The 15,811-nt window shown below is 62.4% G+C and carries 17 protein-coding genes; 11 read left to right on the top strand and 6 right to left on the bottom strand.

What is annotated here, in order from left to right:
- Positions 1-6: 6 nt before the first annotated feature.
- The 3 genes from recN (at position 7) to NKI79_RS01645 (ending at position 4,820) form a co-directional block, all read left to right on the top strand.
- Positions 7-1,680 (top strand): DNA repair protein RecN, encoded by a 1,674-nt coding sequence (recN, locus tag NKI79_RS01635; protein ID WP_352703490.1) that lies wholly within the window; start codon positions 7-9, stop codon positions 1,678-1,680.
- Positions 1,681-1,920: 240 nt separating this feature from the next.
- Positions 1,921-4,128 carry an NAD-dependent DNA ligase LigA gene (ligA, locus tag NKI79_RS01640; protein ID WP_352799518.1) on the top strand — a complete coding sequence of 736 codons (2,208 nt, stop codon included), beginning with the start codon at positions 1,921-1,923 and terminating at the stop codon, positions 4,126-4,128.
- A complete protein-coding gene (locus NKI79_RS01645) occupies positions 4,128-4,820 on the top strand; it encodes a DUF2461 domain-containing protein (protein ID WP_352799520.1) in 693 nt (230 codons plus the stop codon). The genes ligA and NKI79_RS01645 overlap by 1 nt, the downstream gene beginning before the upstream one ends.
- Positions 4,821-4,836: 16 nt before the next feature.
- Here NKI79_RS01645 and NKI79_RS01650 read toward each other — a convergent pair whose 3' ends face one another.
- A complete protein-coding gene (locus NKI79_RS01650) occupies positions 4,837-5,634 on the bottom strand; it encodes a class I SAM-dependent methyltransferase (RefSeq protein ID WP_352799522.1) in 798 nt (265 codons plus the stop codon).
- A 233-nt stretch (positions 5,635-5,867) separates the two neighbouring features.
- On the opposite strand from NKI79_RS01650, the gene NKI79_RS01655 reads away from it, so the two are divergent.
- The 3 genes from NKI79_RS01655 to NKI79_RS01665 all read left to right on the top strand — a co-directional run bounded on the left by NKI79_RS01655 (position 5,868) and on the right by NKI79_RS01665 (position 8,096).
- Positions 5,868-6,596 (top strand): AzlC family ABC transporter permease, encoded by a 729-nt coding sequence (locus NKI79_RS01655; RefSeq protein ID WP_352799524.1) that lies wholly within the window; start codon positions 5,868-5,870, stop codon positions 6,594-6,596.
- Complete coding sequence (locus NKI79_RS01660; protein WP_254818975.1) at positions 6,593-6,889, top strand: AzlD family protein; 297 nt, start codon at positions 6,593-6,595, stop codon at positions 6,887-6,889. Before NKI79_RS01655 ends, NKI79_RS01660 begins: the two co-directional genes overlap by 4 nt.
- Before the next feature lie 316 nt (positions 6,890-7,205).
- Positions 7,206-8,096 (top strand): LysR family transcriptional regulator, encoded by an 891-nt coding sequence (locus NKI79_RS01665; RefSeq protein ID WP_352799526.1) that lies wholly within the window; start codon positions 7,206-7,208, stop codon positions 8,094-8,096.
- Here the strand turns inward: NKI79_RS01665 and NKI79_RS01670 are convergent.
- A complete protein-coding gene (locus tag NKI79_RS01670; protein ID WP_352505611.1) occupies positions 8,086-9,930 on the bottom strand; it encodes an aminopeptidase P family protein in 1,845 nt (614 codons plus the stop codon). The genes NKI79_RS01665 and NKI79_RS01670 overlap by 11 nt on opposite strands.
- Before the next feature lie 36 nt (positions 9,931-9,966).
- On the opposite strand from NKI79_RS01670, the gene NKI79_RS01675 reads away from it, so the two are divergent.
- The gene (locus tag NKI79_RS01675; protein WP_254818972.1) at positions 9,967-10,311 is read left to right on the top strand and encodes a hypothetical protein; all 345 of its coding nucleotides are present in this window, start codon (positions 9,967-9,969) and stop codon (positions 10,309-10,311) included.
- A gap of 39 nt (positions 10,312-10,350) precedes the next feature.
- Here the strand turns inward: NKI79_RS01675 and NKI79_RS01680 are convergent, their stop codons facing one another.
- Together NKI79_RS01680 and NKI79_RS01685 are read right to left on the bottom strand one after the other, a co-directional pair.
- Entirely contained in the window at positions 10,351-11,223 is an 873-nt protein-coding gene (locus NKI79_RS01680) for a 50S ribosomal protein L11 methyltransferase (RefSeq protein WP_352799529.1), read from the bottom strand.
- An 11-nt stretch (positions 11,224-11,234) separates the two neighbouring features.
- Positions 11,235-11,813, bottom strand: a complete 579-nt coding sequence (locus NKI79_RS01685; RefSeq protein WP_352475357.1) for an SCO family protein — start codon at positions 11,811-11,813, stop codon at positions 11,235-11,237.
- 204 nt (positions 11,814-12,017) lie between these two features.
- On the opposite strand from NKI79_RS01685, the gene NKI79_RS01690 reads away from it, so the two are divergent.
- The 3 genes from NKI79_RS01690 to NKI79_RS01700 all read left to right on the top strand — a co-directional run bounded on the left by NKI79_RS01690 (position 12,018) and on the right by NKI79_RS01700 (position 13,763).
- On the top strand, positions 12,018-12,506 hold the full coding sequence (locus tag NKI79_RS01690) for a CreA family protein (protein WP_254818969.1): 489 nt from the start codon (positions 12,018-12,020) through the stop codon (positions 12,504-12,506).
- A gap of 96 nt (positions 12,507-12,602) precedes the next feature.
- On the top strand, positions 12,603-13,244 hold the full coding sequence (locus NKI79_RS01695; RefSeq protein WP_352799531.1) for a DapH/DapD/GlmU-related protein: 642 nt from the start codon (positions 12,603-12,605) through the stop codon (positions 13,242-13,244).
- Positions 13,245-13,331: 87 nt separating this feature from the next.
- Positions 13,332-13,763, top strand: a complete 432-nt coding sequence (locus NKI79_RS01700; protein WP_254819100.1) for a low affinity iron permease family protein — start codon at positions 13,332-13,334, stop codon at positions 13,761-13,763.
- 41 nt (positions 13,764-13,804) lie between these two features.
- Here NKI79_RS01700 and NKI79_RS01705 read toward each other — a convergent pair whose 3' ends face one another.
- The gene (locus NKI79_RS01705) at positions 13,805-14,668 is read right to left on the bottom strand and encodes an SDR family NAD(P)-dependent oxidoreductase (protein WP_352799533.1); all 864 of its coding nucleotides are present in this window, start codon (positions 14,666-14,668) and stop codon (positions 13,805-13,807) included.
- A 127-nt stretch (positions 14,669-14,795) separates the two neighbouring features.
- Between NKI79_RS01705 and NKI79_RS01710 the strand changes: the two genes are divergently transcribed.
- The gene (locus NKI79_RS01710) at positions 14,796-15,077 is read left to right on the top strand and encodes a hypothetical protein (RefSeq protein ID WP_023721174.1); all 282 of its coding nucleotides are present in this window, start codon (positions 14,796-14,798) and stop codon (positions 15,075-15,077) included.
- A gap of 113 nt (positions 15,078-15,190) precedes the next feature.
- On the opposite strand, the gene NKI79_RS01715 is transcribed toward NKI79_RS01710, so the two are convergent.
- A complete protein-coding gene (locus NKI79_RS01715; RefSeq protein WP_352475354.1) occupies positions 15,191-15,766 on the bottom strand; it encodes a TMEM175 family protein in 576 nt (191 codons plus the stop codon).
- Positions 15,767-15,811: the final 45 nt, after the last annotated feature.

The following is a 15,811-nucleotide window of genomic DNA, read 5'->3' on the forward strand; positions in this document are numbered from 1 at the left end:
GTCACCATGCTCTCCAGACTGTCGATCCGCGATATCGTTCTGATCGAGAAGCTGGACATCGACTTCTCGTCCGGCCTTTCGGTCCTTACCGGCGAAACCGGCGCCGGAAAATCTATCCTGCTCGACGCGTTGTCGCTGGCGCTTGGCGCCCGCGGCGACGCTTCGCTGGTGCGGCATGGCGCGGCACAAGGCCAGATCATCGCCGTGTTCGACGTGCCGCGCAACCACGCGGCTCGCATGCTGCTTGCCGAGAATGCCATCGAGGACGACGGCGACATCATCCTGCGCCGCGTCCAGACGGCTGACGGCCGCACGCGCGTATTCGTCAACGATCAGCCGTCCAGCGTGACGCTGATGCGCGACATCGGCCGTGCGCTGGTCGAGATCCACGGCCAGCATGACGAGCGCGCTTTGGTCGATCCCGGCGCCCATCGCGAGTTGCTCGACAGTTTCGGCGGCCATCTCGGCGCTGCTCGGGCAACCGGCGAGGCGTGGCGGCATTGGCGTACCTGCGAGCAGGAATTTTCACGGCACCGGGCCAAAGTCGAGGCAGCCGCCCGTGAGGCCGATTATCTGCGTGCTGCGGTCGCCGAATTGACCAGGCTCGATCCGCAACCGGGCGAAGAGACCGAACTGGCCGAACTGCGCGCCTCGATGATGCGTGCCGAAAAGATCGCCTCGGAAATCCACGATGCGCAGGATGTGCTCTCGGGCCCGTCCTCGCCCTTGCCGCAACTGGCCAGCCTGCTCAGGCGGCTGCAGCGAAAGGCGACCGAAGCGCCCGGGCTGCTCGAGGACGTCGTCAAATCGCTCGACGAAGCGATGCTGTCGCTCGACGCGGCGCAGTCGGGCGTCGAAGCAGCTCTTCGCGCGACCGAATACGATCCGCAGCGGCTGGAGAAGGCAGAGGAGCGGCTGTTTTCGTTGCGTGCCGCCTCGCGCAAGCACAGCGTCGCCGTGGATGACCTGGCGCAATTGCGTGACACCATGGCTGCCGACCTCGCCGATCTCGACGCCGGCGAGGAGCGCCTGCATGCGCTGGAGAAACAGGCTGCAGCGGCACGCCAGGCCTACGACATTACGGCGGCCCAGCTGTCGTCGCTTCGCCATGCGGCGGCCGTCGGGCTGACCAAGGCGGTAATGGCCGAACTGCCGGCGCTGAAGCTCGAACGGGCCGAGTTCATCGTCGAGATCGCAAGCGATGCCGAGAGCCGCATGGAAGAAGGCATCGACCAGGTCGAGTTCTGGGTGCGCACCAATCCCGGCACCAGGCCCGGCCCAATGATGAAGGTCGCTTCCGGCGGCGAGCTTTCGCGCTTCCTGCTGGCGTTGAAAGTCGCGCTGGCCGATCGCGGGTCGGCGCCGACTTTGGTCTTTGATGAGATTGACACCGGCGTCGGCGGCGCGGTTGCCGACGCCATCGGCCAGCGGCTGGCGCGGCTGGCAAAACGCGTGCAGGTGCTTTCGGTCACGCATGCACCGCAAGTGGCGGCGCGCGCGGCGACGCATTTCCTGATCTCCAAATCAGGCGGTGCCGACCGCGTCTCGACCGGCATCGCCGAGATGGACCGGGCGGCACGGCAGGAAGAGATCGCACGCATGCTCGCCGGCGCCACCATTACAGACGAGGCGCGCGCGGCGGCCGAGCGGCTGCTGCGGGAGAACACCGCGGCAGCCTAGAGCGGTTCATCCTTCACGGAAACGCCGAACCGCTCTACCTCTTTGTTTTGCGCAATTCCGGACGGAAAACCGTTTCACAGTTTTCCTGGAATTGCTCCAGACGAGTTCGTTTCCGGCGCTCGCGACCTGAGTCAGGGGATGGCGCCATCCTGCTGTTCAGGAATGATTTTCGGCGTCTGGTCTCTCCCTGATGAGAGAATCCTGTTCTATTGTGTCGCGCCACCGTGGAGGGAGCAGTGCATGGACGAAAAACCAGTCGATTCGCTCAGCGACAGCGAGGCGGCAAGCGAGTTGAAGCGGTTGGCGCAGGAGATCGCCGAGCACGACCGGCGCTACCATGGCGAGGACGCGCCGATAATCACGGATGCGGAATATGACGCGCTGACCCGGCGCAACCTCGCCATCGAACAGCGGTTCCCGCATCTTGTGCGCGAGGACTCGCCCTCGCGCAGGGTCGGCGCGCCGCCGGCGGAAGGTTTTGCCAAGGTGCGCCACGCGGTGCCGATGCTCAGCCTGGCCAAGGCCTATACCGACCAGGACGTCGCGGACTTCATAGAACGGGGCCGACGATTCTTTGATCGCGACAAGGATCTGAACATCGCCTTCACGGCAGAGCCGAAGATCGACGGGCTATCGGCTTCCCTGCGGTATGAAGGCGGTGTGTTCATGCAGGGGGCAACGCGCGGCGACGGCGTCGTCGGCGAGGACATCACCGCCAATCTCAAGACCATCGCCGACATTCCCAAGACCTTGAAGGGGTCGGGCTGGCCCGAGATCATCGAAATACGCGGTGAGGTCTATATGACCTACGCGGAATTCGAGGCGCTGAAGCAACGCTCGGCGGCGATCGGAGGCCAGGATTACGTCAATCCGCGCAATACGGCGGCCGGGTCGCTCCGTCAGAAGGACCCGTCCGTTACCGCCAGCCGCAACCTCAAATTCTTTGCCTATGCCTGGGGCTATACTTCAAAGGATCCTGCTCCGACCCAGTATGATTCCGTGCAGAAATTCGCGGAGTGGGGATTCAAGATCAGTCCGCTGATGGTACGGGCAAAGTCGGTCGAGGAACTGGTCGCGCACTATCACCTTATCGAGGCCCAGCGCTCATCGCTTGGCTACGACATCGACGGCGTCGTCTACAAGGTTGACCAGTTGGAGTTGCAGCGCAGATGGGGCTTCGCCACCGGCGAACCACGCTGGGCCATCGCTCACAAATTTCCGGCCGAACAGGCGATGACAACCGTGCTCAGGATCGACATCCAGGTCGGCCGTACGGGCACGCTGGCGCCCGTTGCCCGGCTTGCACCCGTCACGGTCGGCGGCGTCGTGGTCGAAAATGTCACGCTTCACAACGAAGACTACATCAAGGGTCTGGACAGCAACGGCCAGCCGATCCGCGACGGCAACGACGTACGTATCGGCGACACGGTGGTCATCCAGCGGGCGGGGGACGTCATTCCGCAGATCGTCAGCGTTGTGGTCGACAAGCGTCCGCCAGATGCCGTGCCCTACGAATTCCCGCACAAATGTCCGATCTGCGGCTCGCCGGCAACGCGCGAGATCAACGAGAAGACCGGCAAGGAAGATTCCCGCCGACGTTGCACCGGCGAGCTGATCTGCCCCGCCCAGGCCGTGGAAGGATTGCGTCACTTCGTGTCACGCGGCGCCATGGATATCGAAGGCCTGGGCGCTGAAAACATTGACCTGTTCTTCAATGCCGGGTTGGTCAAGACAGCAGCCGATATCTTCACTCTCCGGGATCGCCGTCCCGCCGTCATCAAGGCATTGGCGGAGCGGCGGGAGGAGCAGGCCAGACAGCGTGAGGCCGCATCGGGCAAAACGCGGAAGAATGTACGCGGTGTCGAGGAACGCAACTATGAAGGTCTCGACAAGCTCTTCGCTGCCATCGACGCTCGCCGCGAACCGGAACTTGATCGCTTCATCTTTGCGCTGGGCATCCGTCATATCGGCGAAACGACGGCCGCTGTGCTCGCCCGAACCTTCTCGACGATCGAGGAGTTGATCCGCATTGGCAAGGAGACAGCAGCGGCAGCCGATCCACACACCGTTTTTCCTTCGATCAACGGCATCGGCGATACGGTGATAGGCGCTCTTCGCGATTTCTTCGGCAATGAACGCAACGACGCCGTGCTTGAAGCGCTGCTCACACAGGTCCACCCGAAGCCGTACATCGTGAACGTCTCAGCCGATAGTGCGGTCGCCGGCAAGACGATCGTGTTTACAGGCACGCTCGAAAAGATGACGCGCCCCGAGGCCAAGGCGATGGCTGAACGTCTCGGCGCGAAGGTCGCTGGGTCAGTTTCCGCGAAGACCGACCTCGTCGTCGCCGGGCCCGGTGCTGGCTCCAAGCTCAAGCTGGCTGCCGAACACGGTATCGAAGTCATCGATGAGGATGCCTGGCTCGAGCGGATCGGCAAGGGCGCGTGATGCCGGCTGAATTCAATGGTTTTGGTGACAAGGCCATTCCCTTCCTCAAGGCACTGGATTTTCATCAGAGCCGGGAGTGGTTTTTGGAAAACCGCGATCTTTTCGAGCGGGACCTGCGCGATCCCTTCGGCGATCTGGTCGAGGCGCTCTCCGAGCGCTTCACGGCATTGGGGCTCGGCCTGCGCGGCGACCGCAAGAAGTCGCTGTTCCGGATTAATCGCGACGTGCGTTTCGCCAAGGACAAACGGCCTTACAACCGGCATCTGTCGGCGATCCTTTCGCCCGACGGCACCAAGATGGAACAGGGCGTGTTTTACATTCACATCGGGCTCGAGCGCTGCTTTGCCGCTGTTGCCTGGTGGCAGCCCGGACCGGAGCTATTGCTGGCGCTGCGCAACGCCATCGCAAAGCGGCCCGCTGAGTTCCGCACGCTCGTCGCGGCGCTGAAGAAGAATGGTCTCGAGCTCGACCCGGACGGCTGTATGAAGCGCACGCCGCGCGGCTTCGAGCACGTTATCGAGCCCGATCTCGTGGCCGCCATCCGCAACCGTCATTTCGCCGTCCGGCACGCAATCGAGCCGGCGGATATCTACGGAGCTGGATTGGTCGACGAACTCGTCGACTTCGTCATGCGGGCAAAACCGCTGCTCGACTGGGGCAGGGCGATCGAAGGCAAGGCTTCGCAGCGCTAGCGGAAAAATCAGACAGTCAACTGCGCCGCGCAGTGTAGAGGCTGGTGGTCATGTTGCGGGTTATGGAGCCTTGGAACTCGTCGCGGACGATGCGACCCAGCTCCGCCAGGATTGCTTCGCGGTCACTGCGGATGTTGATATTGGAAAAAGTGGCATAGAGGTTGACCGTCTGGTCAGGATCGAGGACGAGCGACCAGACACTTGTCCGATGTTCGATGGCATCAAACGCGCCGGTTCGCTCCAGTGCCGCCACGCGGGCCTCGGCATCAAGGGCGAACGGAATACCATTTGAGCCCGCCGACGGGCTCGAAGGCCCGTCAAGCAGCACCTTGGTCGCATGATGAAAGGGATCGGGGCGACTGTCGTCGCCGAATACATTCCAGACCATTGCCCACCAGCCGCCCGGCCGAAGCAGCTCTGCGACCTTGATCAGCGCCGTGTCCTCATCCAGCCAATGAAAGGCAGTGGCGCTGACACCGAGATCAAAACCGGCCTTCTCAAGGACGGCATCCTCAAACGCAGAGACGCTCACCGAGAGCGCCTTGTCCTGAATAGTCTCGCAAAGGAAAGTCGCGAGGCGGGAATCCGGCTCAATGGCGAGCAACGGGCTCGCGCCCAGTTCGAGTAAGCGGCGCGTTGCAGTTCCTGTACCTGCGCCAATCTCGAACGTCGCCGTGCCATGCGCGAGACGGCACCGCTCACATAGAATTTCGAATACCCAATCAGGATACCCAGGTCGCGTCGCGTGATAGCTGCCGGGATCGGCGCCGAAGGCCAGGCGGCCGAATTTTGGATCGATGGAAAATTCGCTCATTGGAACCACCTGTCCGGCCCAGCAGGTTGGTCTATGGCCGTCGCTTCGGCAAGGACCGATCGTCGCCAACGGATATGCGCTCAGGTACCAAGCCTCTGATTTTGTCCCACAGTCTGGAAGCGAGCTTGCCGCGACGCTTCAGCTATCATTTCCGCTGATCGTCTGCCTCAAGCGAATTGGTGTGACAAGCTGGACCGCCCTCTCTACATACGGCCCTTCCCAAGGAGCGGTCGATGTCGGCGGAAGCAATCTCCGAAAACGGTGCGAAAAGCGATTTCTGGGACGGCGTGCGGCTCAGCATGCCCGTCGTGGTGGCGTCGGCGCCGTTTGCGTTGCTGTTCGGGGCGCTCGCCGTCGACAACGGCTTTTCCGTGATCGAGGCGTTCTTGATGAGCGCAACGGTCTTCGGCGGCGCCAGCCAGATGGTCGGCATCGAGCTGTTCGGGCAGCATGTCGCGCCGTGGCTGATCGTGCTGTCGATCTTCGCCGTGAATTTTCGCCATGTGCTCTATTCGGCCGGTATCGGCCGGCGAATCGCGCATTGGCCCCTAGCGCAGCAGGCGATAGGCTACTTCGTGCTCACCGATCCGCAGTTCGCGGTGGCCGAGCGCAAGGCGGAGGCCCGCGAGACCGTCGGCTTTGCCTGGTATATGGGGCTCGGGCTGCCGGTCTACGTGTTCTGGGTCATCGAAAGCGCGCTCGGGGCGGTGTTCGGCAAACTTATTCCCGACACCCACGCGCTGGGCACCGACTTCCTGCTGCCGATCTATTTTCTCGGCCTGGTCATGAGCTTCCGCAAGCGGCCGCTGTGGCTGCCGGTGGTCGTCGCAAGCGCTGCCGCCTCCATCATTGCCTACAAGACGGTCGGCTCGCCCTGGCATGTCTCCATCGGCGCGCTGGCCGGCGTGCTGCTCGCCGTCATCCTGCCGCCCCGCCACAGCGGCGTGGAGGCACGACCATGAGCACGACGTTGTGGATCATCGTCGCCGCTTCGATCGCGACCTATTTGACACGCATTGGCGGTCATCTGGTGATCTCACGCTTCGACCATATCCATCCGCGTGTTGAGGCCGGGCTGAACGCCGTGCCGGCGGCGGTGCTGACCACGCTTGTGGCGCCGGCAGCGCTGAGCGCCGGACCGGCGGAATGGGGGGCCTTGGTCGTCGCCGGCCTGGTCTCGCTGCGCGGCGGCCTTATGGCGATGTTCCTGGCGGGTGCTGCCGTGTTGATCCTCGCGCGGCAGGTCGTCGGCTGATCGACTTTTGCCTTGGCGGCGAGAGCACACATGCGCTTTACCGCAGCGACTATTGCCGCGCCGACCCGCGACAGGCTCAGTCGGATCGCCTCCGATCTCTCCTGGTGGGCGCGACGCACGGCGTCGCTGTAGAGCGCTTCGCGCTGCTTCGGTGTCAATGCGCTTAGATCGGTCGGCTGGATGCCGAAGGGCTCACGCGACATTTCCATCTCCCCAGGTTTGCCGTGTTCATCGGCAGCTACACCGGCGATTTACGGGAAAGGCATAATCAGCTAAAATGAATAATTAAGATCGTTATGTTCTCCAGGAGAGATGTATGGACTTGGCCGATCTGCGCATCTTCCGCACGGTGGTGCGCGAGGGCGGAATCACCAGGGCGGCGGAAAAACTGTTTCGCGTGCAGTCGAACGTGACCACACGCATCCGGCAGCTCGAAGAGGATCTCGGCGTGCAGCTGTTTATCCGGGAGGGCAAGCGCCTGCACGTATCGCCCGCCGGTCACAAATTGGTCGGGTATGCGGATCGGTTGCTGGCGCTTGCAGAGGAGGCGCGAACGGCGATGCTCGATCCACGCCCGCGCGGCACGCTTCGCCTAGGTGCCATGGAGAGCACCGCCGCGGCACGGCTTCCAAGTCTGCTCGCCGAATATCACGCACGTCATCCCGACGTGGAAATCCAGTTGCGCACCGGCAATCCGCAGGTTCTCGCGACCGCCATGCTTGCCGGCGACCTCGATGCAGCGTTCGCCGCCGAGCCGATCGCCGACGCTCCGTTCGAAAAGCTGCCCGCATTTCACGAGCAGCTGGTCATTGTCTCGGCGGCATCGCGCGTTTCGATCGACGACCGCCAGGACATGCCCAAAACAATGATAGCCTTCGAGCACGGCTGCCCGCACCGCCGGCGGCTGGAACAATGGTATGCGCGAAGAGGGTTCATGGCCGAGAAAACCATCGAGCTTGGTTCATACCATGCCATCCTTGGTTGCGTGGTGGCTGGCATGGGCATAGCGCTGATGCCGAAAAGTGTGCTTTCGGGTTTCCCAGAGAGCCACTGGCTAAATCTGCACGAACTGCCCGCTGACGAAGACAACGCCGTCACGGTGTTGTTTTGGCGCAAGGGAGCCGATTCTCCCAACGTCACGGCTTTGCAGGGACTGCTTGCGGAGCAAAGTCTGTCACTCGGCGTTGCGGCCCCGGCTATTGCTTGAAGTCGTGCGGCAGAGGGGCGGTTGCTTTTTCCAGCCAGGCCAGCGTTTCGCCGTCGAGCATCGGTCCAATCTCGGCCAGTACGCGCGCATGGTATTCGTCAAGCCAATGCAACTCGTCGCGGGTTAAAAGGTCCGATCGGACCAGCCGCTTGTCGATCGGCGCCAGCGTCAGTGTCTCGAAGCCGTGCATGGCGATGTCGCCGCCCTCGATTGCCTCGGCCGGTGTCACCAGAATCAAGTTCTCGATGCGGATGCCGTAGGAACCTTCCTTGTAATAGCCGGGCTCGTTGGAGAGGATCATGCCGGCTAGCAGCTTTTCGGTGCCGGTCTTGGCGATACGTTGCGGGCCCTCATGCACGGCAAGATAGGACCCGACACCGTGCCCGGTACCATGGGCGAAATCGCAGCCGTGTCTCCATAGCGCCAGGCGCGCCACCGCATCGATTTCGGAGCCGCGCGTGCCCTGGGGAAAGCGCAGCATGGAGATGCCGATCATGCCTTTCAGCACCAGCGTGAAGCGTTCGCGCATCTCTTCGGTCGGCGCGCCGATCGGCACGGTGCGGGTGATGTCGGTGGTGCCGTCCTGGTACTGCCCGCCGGAATCGAGCAGGAACAGCTCGCCATCCCCCAGCTTGCGATTGGTGGCGCGGGAGACGCGGTAGTGCATGATGGCGCCGTTAGGGCCGGCGCCGGAGATGGTGTCGAACGATACGTCGCGCAGCGGCATCTGCGTTTCTTCGCCGGTCTGACGGCGCGTCTCCTCAAGCCTGGTGACAACGGCGATTTCGTCGAGCGTGCCGGGCTTCTGGCGGTCGAGCCAGCACAGCAGCTTGGCGACCGCGGCGCCGTCGCGGCGATGTGCGGCGCGGGCGCCGGCGATCTCAGCTTTGTTCTTTGTTGCGCGTGGAATGCGGGCCGGATCGGCCGTGGCAATGACGGTGCCGCCATTATCCTCGACCAGCATTCTGAGCTTGTCCGCCGCGAGAACCGGGTCCAGCGCGATTTTTGCGCCGCCCTTGGCCCGGGTGACGATTGCCGATCCGAATTCACCTGGTTCGTGCAATTCGGCGAGCTGCGTCAGGTAGGCCGCAACGGTGCGCGAAAACTTGCGCTGGTCCATGAAAAGCAGATGCGAGCCGTCGGCGGCCAGCACGGCAAAGCCGAGCGCCAGCGGTGTGTGCGGTACGTCACCGCCACGGATGTCGAAGGCCCAGGCAATCGAGGAGGGGTCGGTCAGCACGGCATGGGTGGCGCCATCCTTCTCGATGGCCGCTGCCAGCCGCACCAGCTTGTCCTTAGCCAGTTCGCCGGCAAAGCCGATCGGGTGGATCTCGACCGGCGCCAGTGGCGGTCCAGGCTGGTCCTGCCAGATCGCGTCGATCGGATTCTCTTCGAGCGGCACCAGTGTCGCGCCGGATTTCTCGGCCGAGGCTTTCAACGCCTTGACGTCGCTGATCGTATGCAGCCACGGATCGAAGCCCAATCGCACGCCCTTGCCGAGATTGTCCTTGATCCAGTTGGCCGGCGGGTTGTCGACAAGGCTCTCGATCGAAAAGATGTCGAGATCGACCTCCTGGCGCACCTGCAGCGTGTAGCGCCCGTCGACAAACATGACGGCGCGCTCGCCAAGTACAATGACGACACCGGCCGAGCCGCTGAAGCCGGTCAGCCATTTCAGCCGTGCCGAGCGGTCGGCGACATATTCGCCCTGGTGCTCGTCGGCACGGGGCACGATGAAGCCATCCAGCCCGTTCGACGCCAACCATTGGCGCAGCATTGCCACGCGCGGCTTGCCAACGGCCGGATCGCCGGCGGAATCGAAGGACTGGAACATGTCGGCTCTCCTCGAATGATGGCGCGACCGTAGCGCATGACTTCGAAAATCGGAATCGATTTTCGGAACGATCATCCCTGGTCGCCGCAGTGTCTTTTTGTGCATGGAGGCCATGCAGAATCGGCGATTTCAAAAAGCGTCAGCAGAGCTTACCTTCTTAACGTGGAGGAAAAGTCCTGTTGCCCTGCAAAGGAGACCGTCATGTCCTCGATTTCAGCCAGACGCGGATTTTTCAGAAACGCTGTGAAAGCGCTGATCGAAGCTCGCCAGCGCGAGGCGAGCCGGTATGTGAGCGGCGTTCTGCTTGGCTTTGATGACGAAACGCTGAAAGCTCACGGCTACGATCGCGAACAGCTGAAGAAAGCGGCGAACTCGCGCTAGGTCCGAGCAGGTTCCGGCTTGCGTTGAAAGCGTCGCGCCTCAGCGCTTGAGGTGAATCGTCACCCAGCCCTCGCGATGCAAGGTGCGGACGTGCCGGAATTTCTGGCCGACATAGGCCGCGATTACCGCATCGCGCTGGCGCTCGAGGATGCCCGACAAAACAATCGAGCCACCGAGCGCGATATGCCCGGCCATTTGCGGTGCCAGACGCATCAGCGGCCGCGCCAATATGTTTGCGACGATCAGGTCGAAGGGCGCACGCGCGGCAAAGATCGGATGATGAAAACCGGGCGCCGCTACCGTTTCAATGAGCCCCTTGACCTGGTTCAGCCGCGCATTGGCAGCGGCCACCTTGACGGCGACCGGGTCGATGTCCGTTGCCAGCACCGGAACATGCGCGAGCTTGGCCACCGCGATGGCGAGCACCGCGCTGCCAGTGCCAAGGTCGAGCGCGTTGCGCGGATGCTCGCGCTGTATGACCTGCTCCAGCATTTCGAGGCAGCCGGCGGTGGTGCCGTGATGGCCGGTGCCGAAGGCAAGGCCGGCCTCGATCTCGATGGCGAGTTCGCCGCTGTGGCGCTTCCTGCGGTCATGCGCGCCATGGACGAAGAAGCGCCCGGCCCGTACCGGCTTCAATCCCTCCAGCGAGCGCGCCACCCAGTCGATGTCGGGCAGCGCTTCTCGTTCTATCGGTTTCGACAGCGACAGTCCGGCCAGGATGTCCCTAAGCCGGGCCTCGACCGCATCGACGTCGTCGTAGGCATAGAGCGATACTTCGTGGATATCGCGGTCCTCGTCGACCTCGAGCACCGCAACCGGCAGGCCCTCATCGTCGAACGCCGCACCGAGCGCCGCGAAGATGCGATCAGCCTCGATCTTGCCCGCGGTGAAATACAAACGCGTCTGCGTCATTTCTTGATACGTCAACCTTCCGCCGCCAGCCGCTTGAGCTTGGCGATGGCGGCGTCCGGGCTTTCGCCATAGGCAATGGTGCCGGCGAAATCGCCCTTGGCATTGAGCAGCAGCACCGAAGCGGTGTGGTCCATCGTGTAGTCGCCGTCGTTCGTTTCGACTTTCTTCCAGTAGATGCCGAAGGACTTGGCCATGGCGTGGACCTTGTCCGGATCGCCGGTGATGCCGAGGATGCGATCGGAGAAATTGCTGATATAGGCGTTCATGATTTCGGGCGTATCGCGCTCCGGGTCGACCGTAACGAAATAGGCGCGCAGGTTCTTGCCGTCGTCGCCCATCGTCTTCAGCCAGCCGGCCAACTCGAAAAGCGTGGTCGGGCAGACTTCCGGACAATGCGTGAAGCCGAAAAAGACGACGCTGGGGTGGCCGCGAAAGGCGGCTTCGGTGACCGGTGCGCCCTTCTGGTCGACCAGCGTGAACGGAGCTCCGAACGGCTCGCCGCCATAATGTCCGCGGTACCAGTCGAACGTTAACCAGCCGATGCCAGCGGCCATCAGGACGAGAATACCGACCAGAATTGAACGCATCATCAGTGAAGTCCGTCGTCATTTCCATCGGGCGCCGGATTGGCGCCATGAAGCCCTGGCTTGGCGAACACTCTTAGCGGTTCGGTCGCGCCGACGCAAAGATGTCGCGTTGCCGCAACCGGCAATGCTGTGGGAGGCGATCTGCTTGCAAAGCGCGGCCGTTCGTCCCACCTGAGGTCGGCAAAATTCGAACCGCAGGAGGCCTCTTTGCGAAAACTGATTGGCGGCGCGTTAGCCGCATGCCTTGTCATTGGCGCTGGCGCCGCCGCCGCCGAGGAAGTCGGCAAGGTCGGTGTCGATTGGCTCGGCAACGACATCATCGTCGAGGCGATCAAGGATCCGAAGGTCGAGGGAGTGACTTGCCACGTCTCCTATTTCGACCGTGGCATGATTGACCGCCTGCAGAAAGGCAACTGGTTCGAGGACCCGTCCGATTCCTCGATCTCCTGCCGCCAGACCGGGCCGATCACCATTGGCGACATCGACATGAGCGAGGCCGGCGAGGAGGTGTTCAAGCAAGGCATCAGCCTGATCTGGAAAAAGCAGGTGGTGAACCGCATCTACGACAAGGCCAACGAGACGCTGATCTACCTCTCGCATTCGCGCCAGGTGCAGGATGGCTCGGCAAAAATGTCGGTCACCACCGTGCCGCTCTATGGCCAGAACGTGGTGTGGACCAGCGGCAAGCCGAAATAGAGACTGAAGGTGCTCCGGGGTCCTTGGCGCGTCCAAACGGATGCGCGGCGCTGCACTCGGCTTGCGAGACTATGCGCGCGGGCGTAAAGCGCCCGCATGGACCGTCCCGAACACCTTGTCCTGAAAGATCCCGAGCCGCGCATCCATCCGACGGCGGAACTGAAGGCCTGCAAGCTTGGACGCTACGCATCGATCGGCGAGCGGGTCATCCTGCGCGAGGTGATGGTCGGCGACTTTTCCTACTTCGAGCGCCACGCCGAGGCGATCTATACGACGATCGGCAAATTCTGCTCGATTGCCGCCAACAGCCGCATCAATGCGCTGGAGCATCCGGTCGAGCGGCTGACGCAGCACAAAATCAGCTACCGGCCCAACGAGTACTTCCGCTGGCTGGGTGTCGATCAGGCATTCCGCGACCGGCGGCGGGCGAGAGCCGTCAGCATCGGCCATGATGTCTGGATCGGCCACGGCGCCGTGATCATGCCTGGCATGGCGATCGGCAACGGCGCGATCGTCGGTGCCAATGCGGTGGTGACGCGAGACGTGCCGGCCTATGCAATCGTCGCCGGCGTTCCGGCCAGGCCATTGCGGCAGCGCTTTAGTGCGGGAACTGCGGCCCGGATCGAACGTCTTGCCTGGTGGGACTGGCCGGTCGAGAAACTGGCCAGGGCAGTCCCCGACATGCAGGCCTTGCCCATCGAGGCTTTCCTCGACCGCTGGGAAAACGACGCTACCTGATCGTTGCGAGCGCGGCGCGTGCACGGTTTGACAGTGAATTCCTCCTCGCAGGGAACTCGAAGCAGTTGCCGATTGTTTCTCCCTGCCATGATCGAAAAGCTGTTCACCAGGATCGCCAACTATATCGCCCATCTTGCCGGTCTGCCGCCGACGTTTGCCGTCTGTTTCCTGATCATTGTGGTCTGGGCGGTAAGCGGTCCGGTCTTCGGCTTTTCCGATACCTGGCAACTCGTCATCAATACCGGCACCACGATCGTCACCTTCCTGATGGTGTTTCTCATCCAGAACACCCAGAACCGCGACAGCGCGGCGATCCAGGCCAAGCTTGACGAGCTGATCCGCGTCAGCAAAGCCAAGAATACCTTTATCGGCATCGAGCACCTGACCGAATCCGAGCTCGAGGAAATCCGCGCCAAATGTGAACGCGCGGCGAAGCGGCACGACGAACAGATCGCCGACATGGCCGCAGCCAAGGCGGTGGCTAAAAAACGCAACGCGAAGAAGCACGCGGCGGCGTGAGCGAGCTTGTTGTCCGGGTTCCTGCCCGAACGGTCGCGGGATCATTCCATGAATGCTGCAAAGGCTTCCTTGTACCCCGGGTGCCAGCGCGACAGGGCAGGGCGGTTCTCGATGATGTCGCCAATCGCCCAGGCCATGCGCTTTTCGTCCATGGACCGGGTCGCCTCGTTATCGGGACACAGGATGTAGAAATCGCCACGCAGCAGCGAGGCCAGCATGAAGTCGATGACCTGCTCGCCGGTCCAGGCGCCGGCCGGCTTTTCGGTGGCGCCTTCGGTCAGGCCGGTAAAAGTGAACCCCGGAATGAGCAGATGCGCCGCGACGTTTGCGCCGGGCTCATTGCGCAGCGCGTGTGCAAGGCCCTCGGTATAGGTCTTCACGCCAGCCTTGGAGACGTTGTAGGCGAGGTTGCCTGGCGGCGTGGTAATGCCTTGCTTGGAGCCGGTGTTGACGATCAGGCCGGGCTTTCCCGCCGCCAGCATGCGCGGCGCGAAGGCCTCGACGCCATGGACGACACCCCAGAAATTGATGTCCAGCAGTCGCTTCCAGGCGTCACGGTTCTCCCACGGCTTCCCGGGGTTGTTGCCGACGCCGGCATTGTTCATCAGAAGCGAGACGTCGCCGAAGGTGTCGAATGTCCTTTGGGCCAGCCGTTCGAGGTCGTCGGCTTTCGAGACGTCAGTGGCGACGGCAAGCACGGCGCTCTCGCCGGCGAAGGTAGCGACGGCATGTCGGGCCTCATCGAGGCGTGCGGCGCCGATATCGGCCAGCACGATCTTCATGCCCATCGCCGCCAGCCGTTTGGCCGCGGCGAGGCCGATGCCGCTGGCCGCGCCGGTGATGACGGCGACATTACCGGAGGCAAGTGCGGGCAGGGCGGTCTGGATCTCGGCGTCGGTGGTCATGATTTTCTCCTGTTCTGGCCGCGGCGAACTTAGCGCGGAAAGAGGCTCGCGCAAGCCGGTGCGACATCTTCGGGTTGACCGCGTCGGCGGGCGCTGCGCATGCTGATATCGAAAAGGAGACTGACGATTGACCGACTGGATCGAGATCCTGAAAGAACAGACCGCAACCGGCGACCAGATGAGCCGCGAAGTGCCGCAAATGCTTGCCAACCCCGACATCAGCGAAGCGCAAGTGAAAACGCTGTTTTCGGCGCTCGAAAAACAGGCCGAATTCGTCGAAAAGCTGCGCATGGCGCTGGAAAAATTCGGCCATGATTTTTCAGTGATCAAAGCGGCCGAGCGGCTGGAGGAGCGCTACGCCGACCTTGCCGCTTCGGTAGCGGAAAAGCTCAAAGAAATGCGAGGCTAGAGCCTGTTCCATTCGATAAAATTCGGTATGGGCTCTATCTTCTCATGATCTTTTCCGAAAACCGGCATCCACTTTTCGTTGACGCGGTCCTTCGGTTCGGGATCTTGGTCTGCCTATTTCTCGATTAGCCGCTCGAAGCGCCTGTCCGGCACTAGCCAGACCATCGCCACCAGGACATAGATCGAGACACCGATCCAGTGATTGACGAAGGTCAGCGCGACGGCGGCGATATAGAGGGCCAGCGAGATTTTTCCCTTGAGGTCATTGCCCAAAGCCCTGGCGAAGAGGGTTTCGCTGCCGTGCAGCCGATGCAGGGCTATGGTGAGGATGTTGAAGCCGATGGCGCAGAGCGCCAGGTCGACGCCATAAACGGCGACCGGCACCGGCGCGAAATGATTCTCACCCATGAAGGCTGTCGTCGCCGGCATCAGCGATAGCCAGAACAGCAGGTTGAGGTTCGCCCACAGCACGCGCCCGTCGACCCGCTGCACGGTATGGAACATGTTGTGCAAATTGTTCCAGTAGATGCCGACATTGATGAAGGACAGCACATAGCTGAGGAATACCGGCCAGAGTGGCGCCAGCGCGGAAAAATCCTCGCCATGCGGCACCTTCAATTCCAGCACCATGATGGTGATGATGATGGCGACCACGCCATCGGTGAATGCCTCGACTCGTCCCTTGCCCATCAATCTCCCCTGACAATCCGCTGAAGTTAAAAGAGGATCTCGCTC

This window comes from Mesorhizobium sp. M0340, from assembly GCF_040321535.1.
In the GTDB taxonomy this organism is placed as follows: Bacteria; Pseudomonadota; Alphaproteobacteria; order Rhizobiales; family Rhizobiaceae; genus Mesorhizobium.

Coding starts and splice junctions, on each gene's coding strand:
- NKI79_RS01660 (WP_254818975.1), top strand. CDS start 6,593: ATGAGCACGACGTTGTGGATCATCGTCGCCGCTTCGATCGCGACCTAT.
- NKI79_RS01700 (WP_254819100.1), top strand. CDS start 13,332: ATGATCGAAAAGCTGTTCACCAGGATCGCCAACTATATCGCCCATCTT.
- NKI79_RS01680 (WP_352799529.1), bottom strand. CDS start 11,223: ATGACGCAGACGCGTTTGTATTTCACCGCGGGCAAGATCGAGGCTGAT.
- NKI79_RS01695 (WP_352799531.1), top strand. CDS start 12,603: ATGGACCGTCCCGAACACCTTGTCCTGAAAGATCCCGAGCCGCGCATC.
- NKI79_RS01665 (WP_352799526.1), top strand. CDS start 7,206: ATGGACTTGGCCGATCTGCGCATCTTCCGCACGGTGGTGCGCGAGGGC.
- NKI79_RS01650 (WP_352799522.1), bottom strand. CDS start 5,634: ATGAGCGAATTTTCCATCGATCCAAAATTCGGCCGCCTGGCCTTCGGC.
- NKI79_RS01685 (WP_352475357.1), bottom strand. CDS start 11,813: ATGATGCGTTCAATTCTGGTCGGTATTCTCGTCCTGATGGCCGCTGGC.
- NKI79_RS01705 (WP_352799533.1), bottom strand. CDS start 14,668: ATGACCACCGACGCCGAGATCCAGACCGCCCTGCCCGCACTTGCCTCC.
- NKI79_RS01675 (WP_254818972.1), top strand. CDS start 9,967: ATGACTTCGAAAATCGGAATCGATTTTCGGAACGATCATCCCTGGTCG.
- NKI79_RS01655 (WP_352799524.1), top strand. CDS start 5,868: ATGTCGGCGGAAGCAATCTCCGAAAACGGTGCGAAAAGCGATTTCTGG.
- ligA (WP_352799518.1), top strand. CDS start 1,921: ATGGACGAAAAACCAGTCGATTCGCTCAGCGACAGCGAGGCGGCAAGC.
- NKI79_RS01670 (WP_352505611.1), bottom strand. CDS start 9,930: ATGTTCCAGTCCTTCGATTCCGCCGGCGATCCGGCCGTTGGCAAGCCG.
- recN (WP_352703490.1), top strand. CDS start 7: ATGCTCTCCAGACTGTCGATCCGCGATATCGTTCTGATCGAGAAGCTG.
- NKI79_RS01645 (WP_352799520.1), top strand. CDS start 4,128: ATGCCGGCTGAATTCAATGGTTTTGGTGACAAGGCCATTCCCTTCCTC.
- NKI79_RS01715 (WP_352475354.1), bottom strand. CDS start 15,766: ATGGGCAAGGGACGAGTCGAGGCATTCACCGATGGCGTGGTCGCCATC.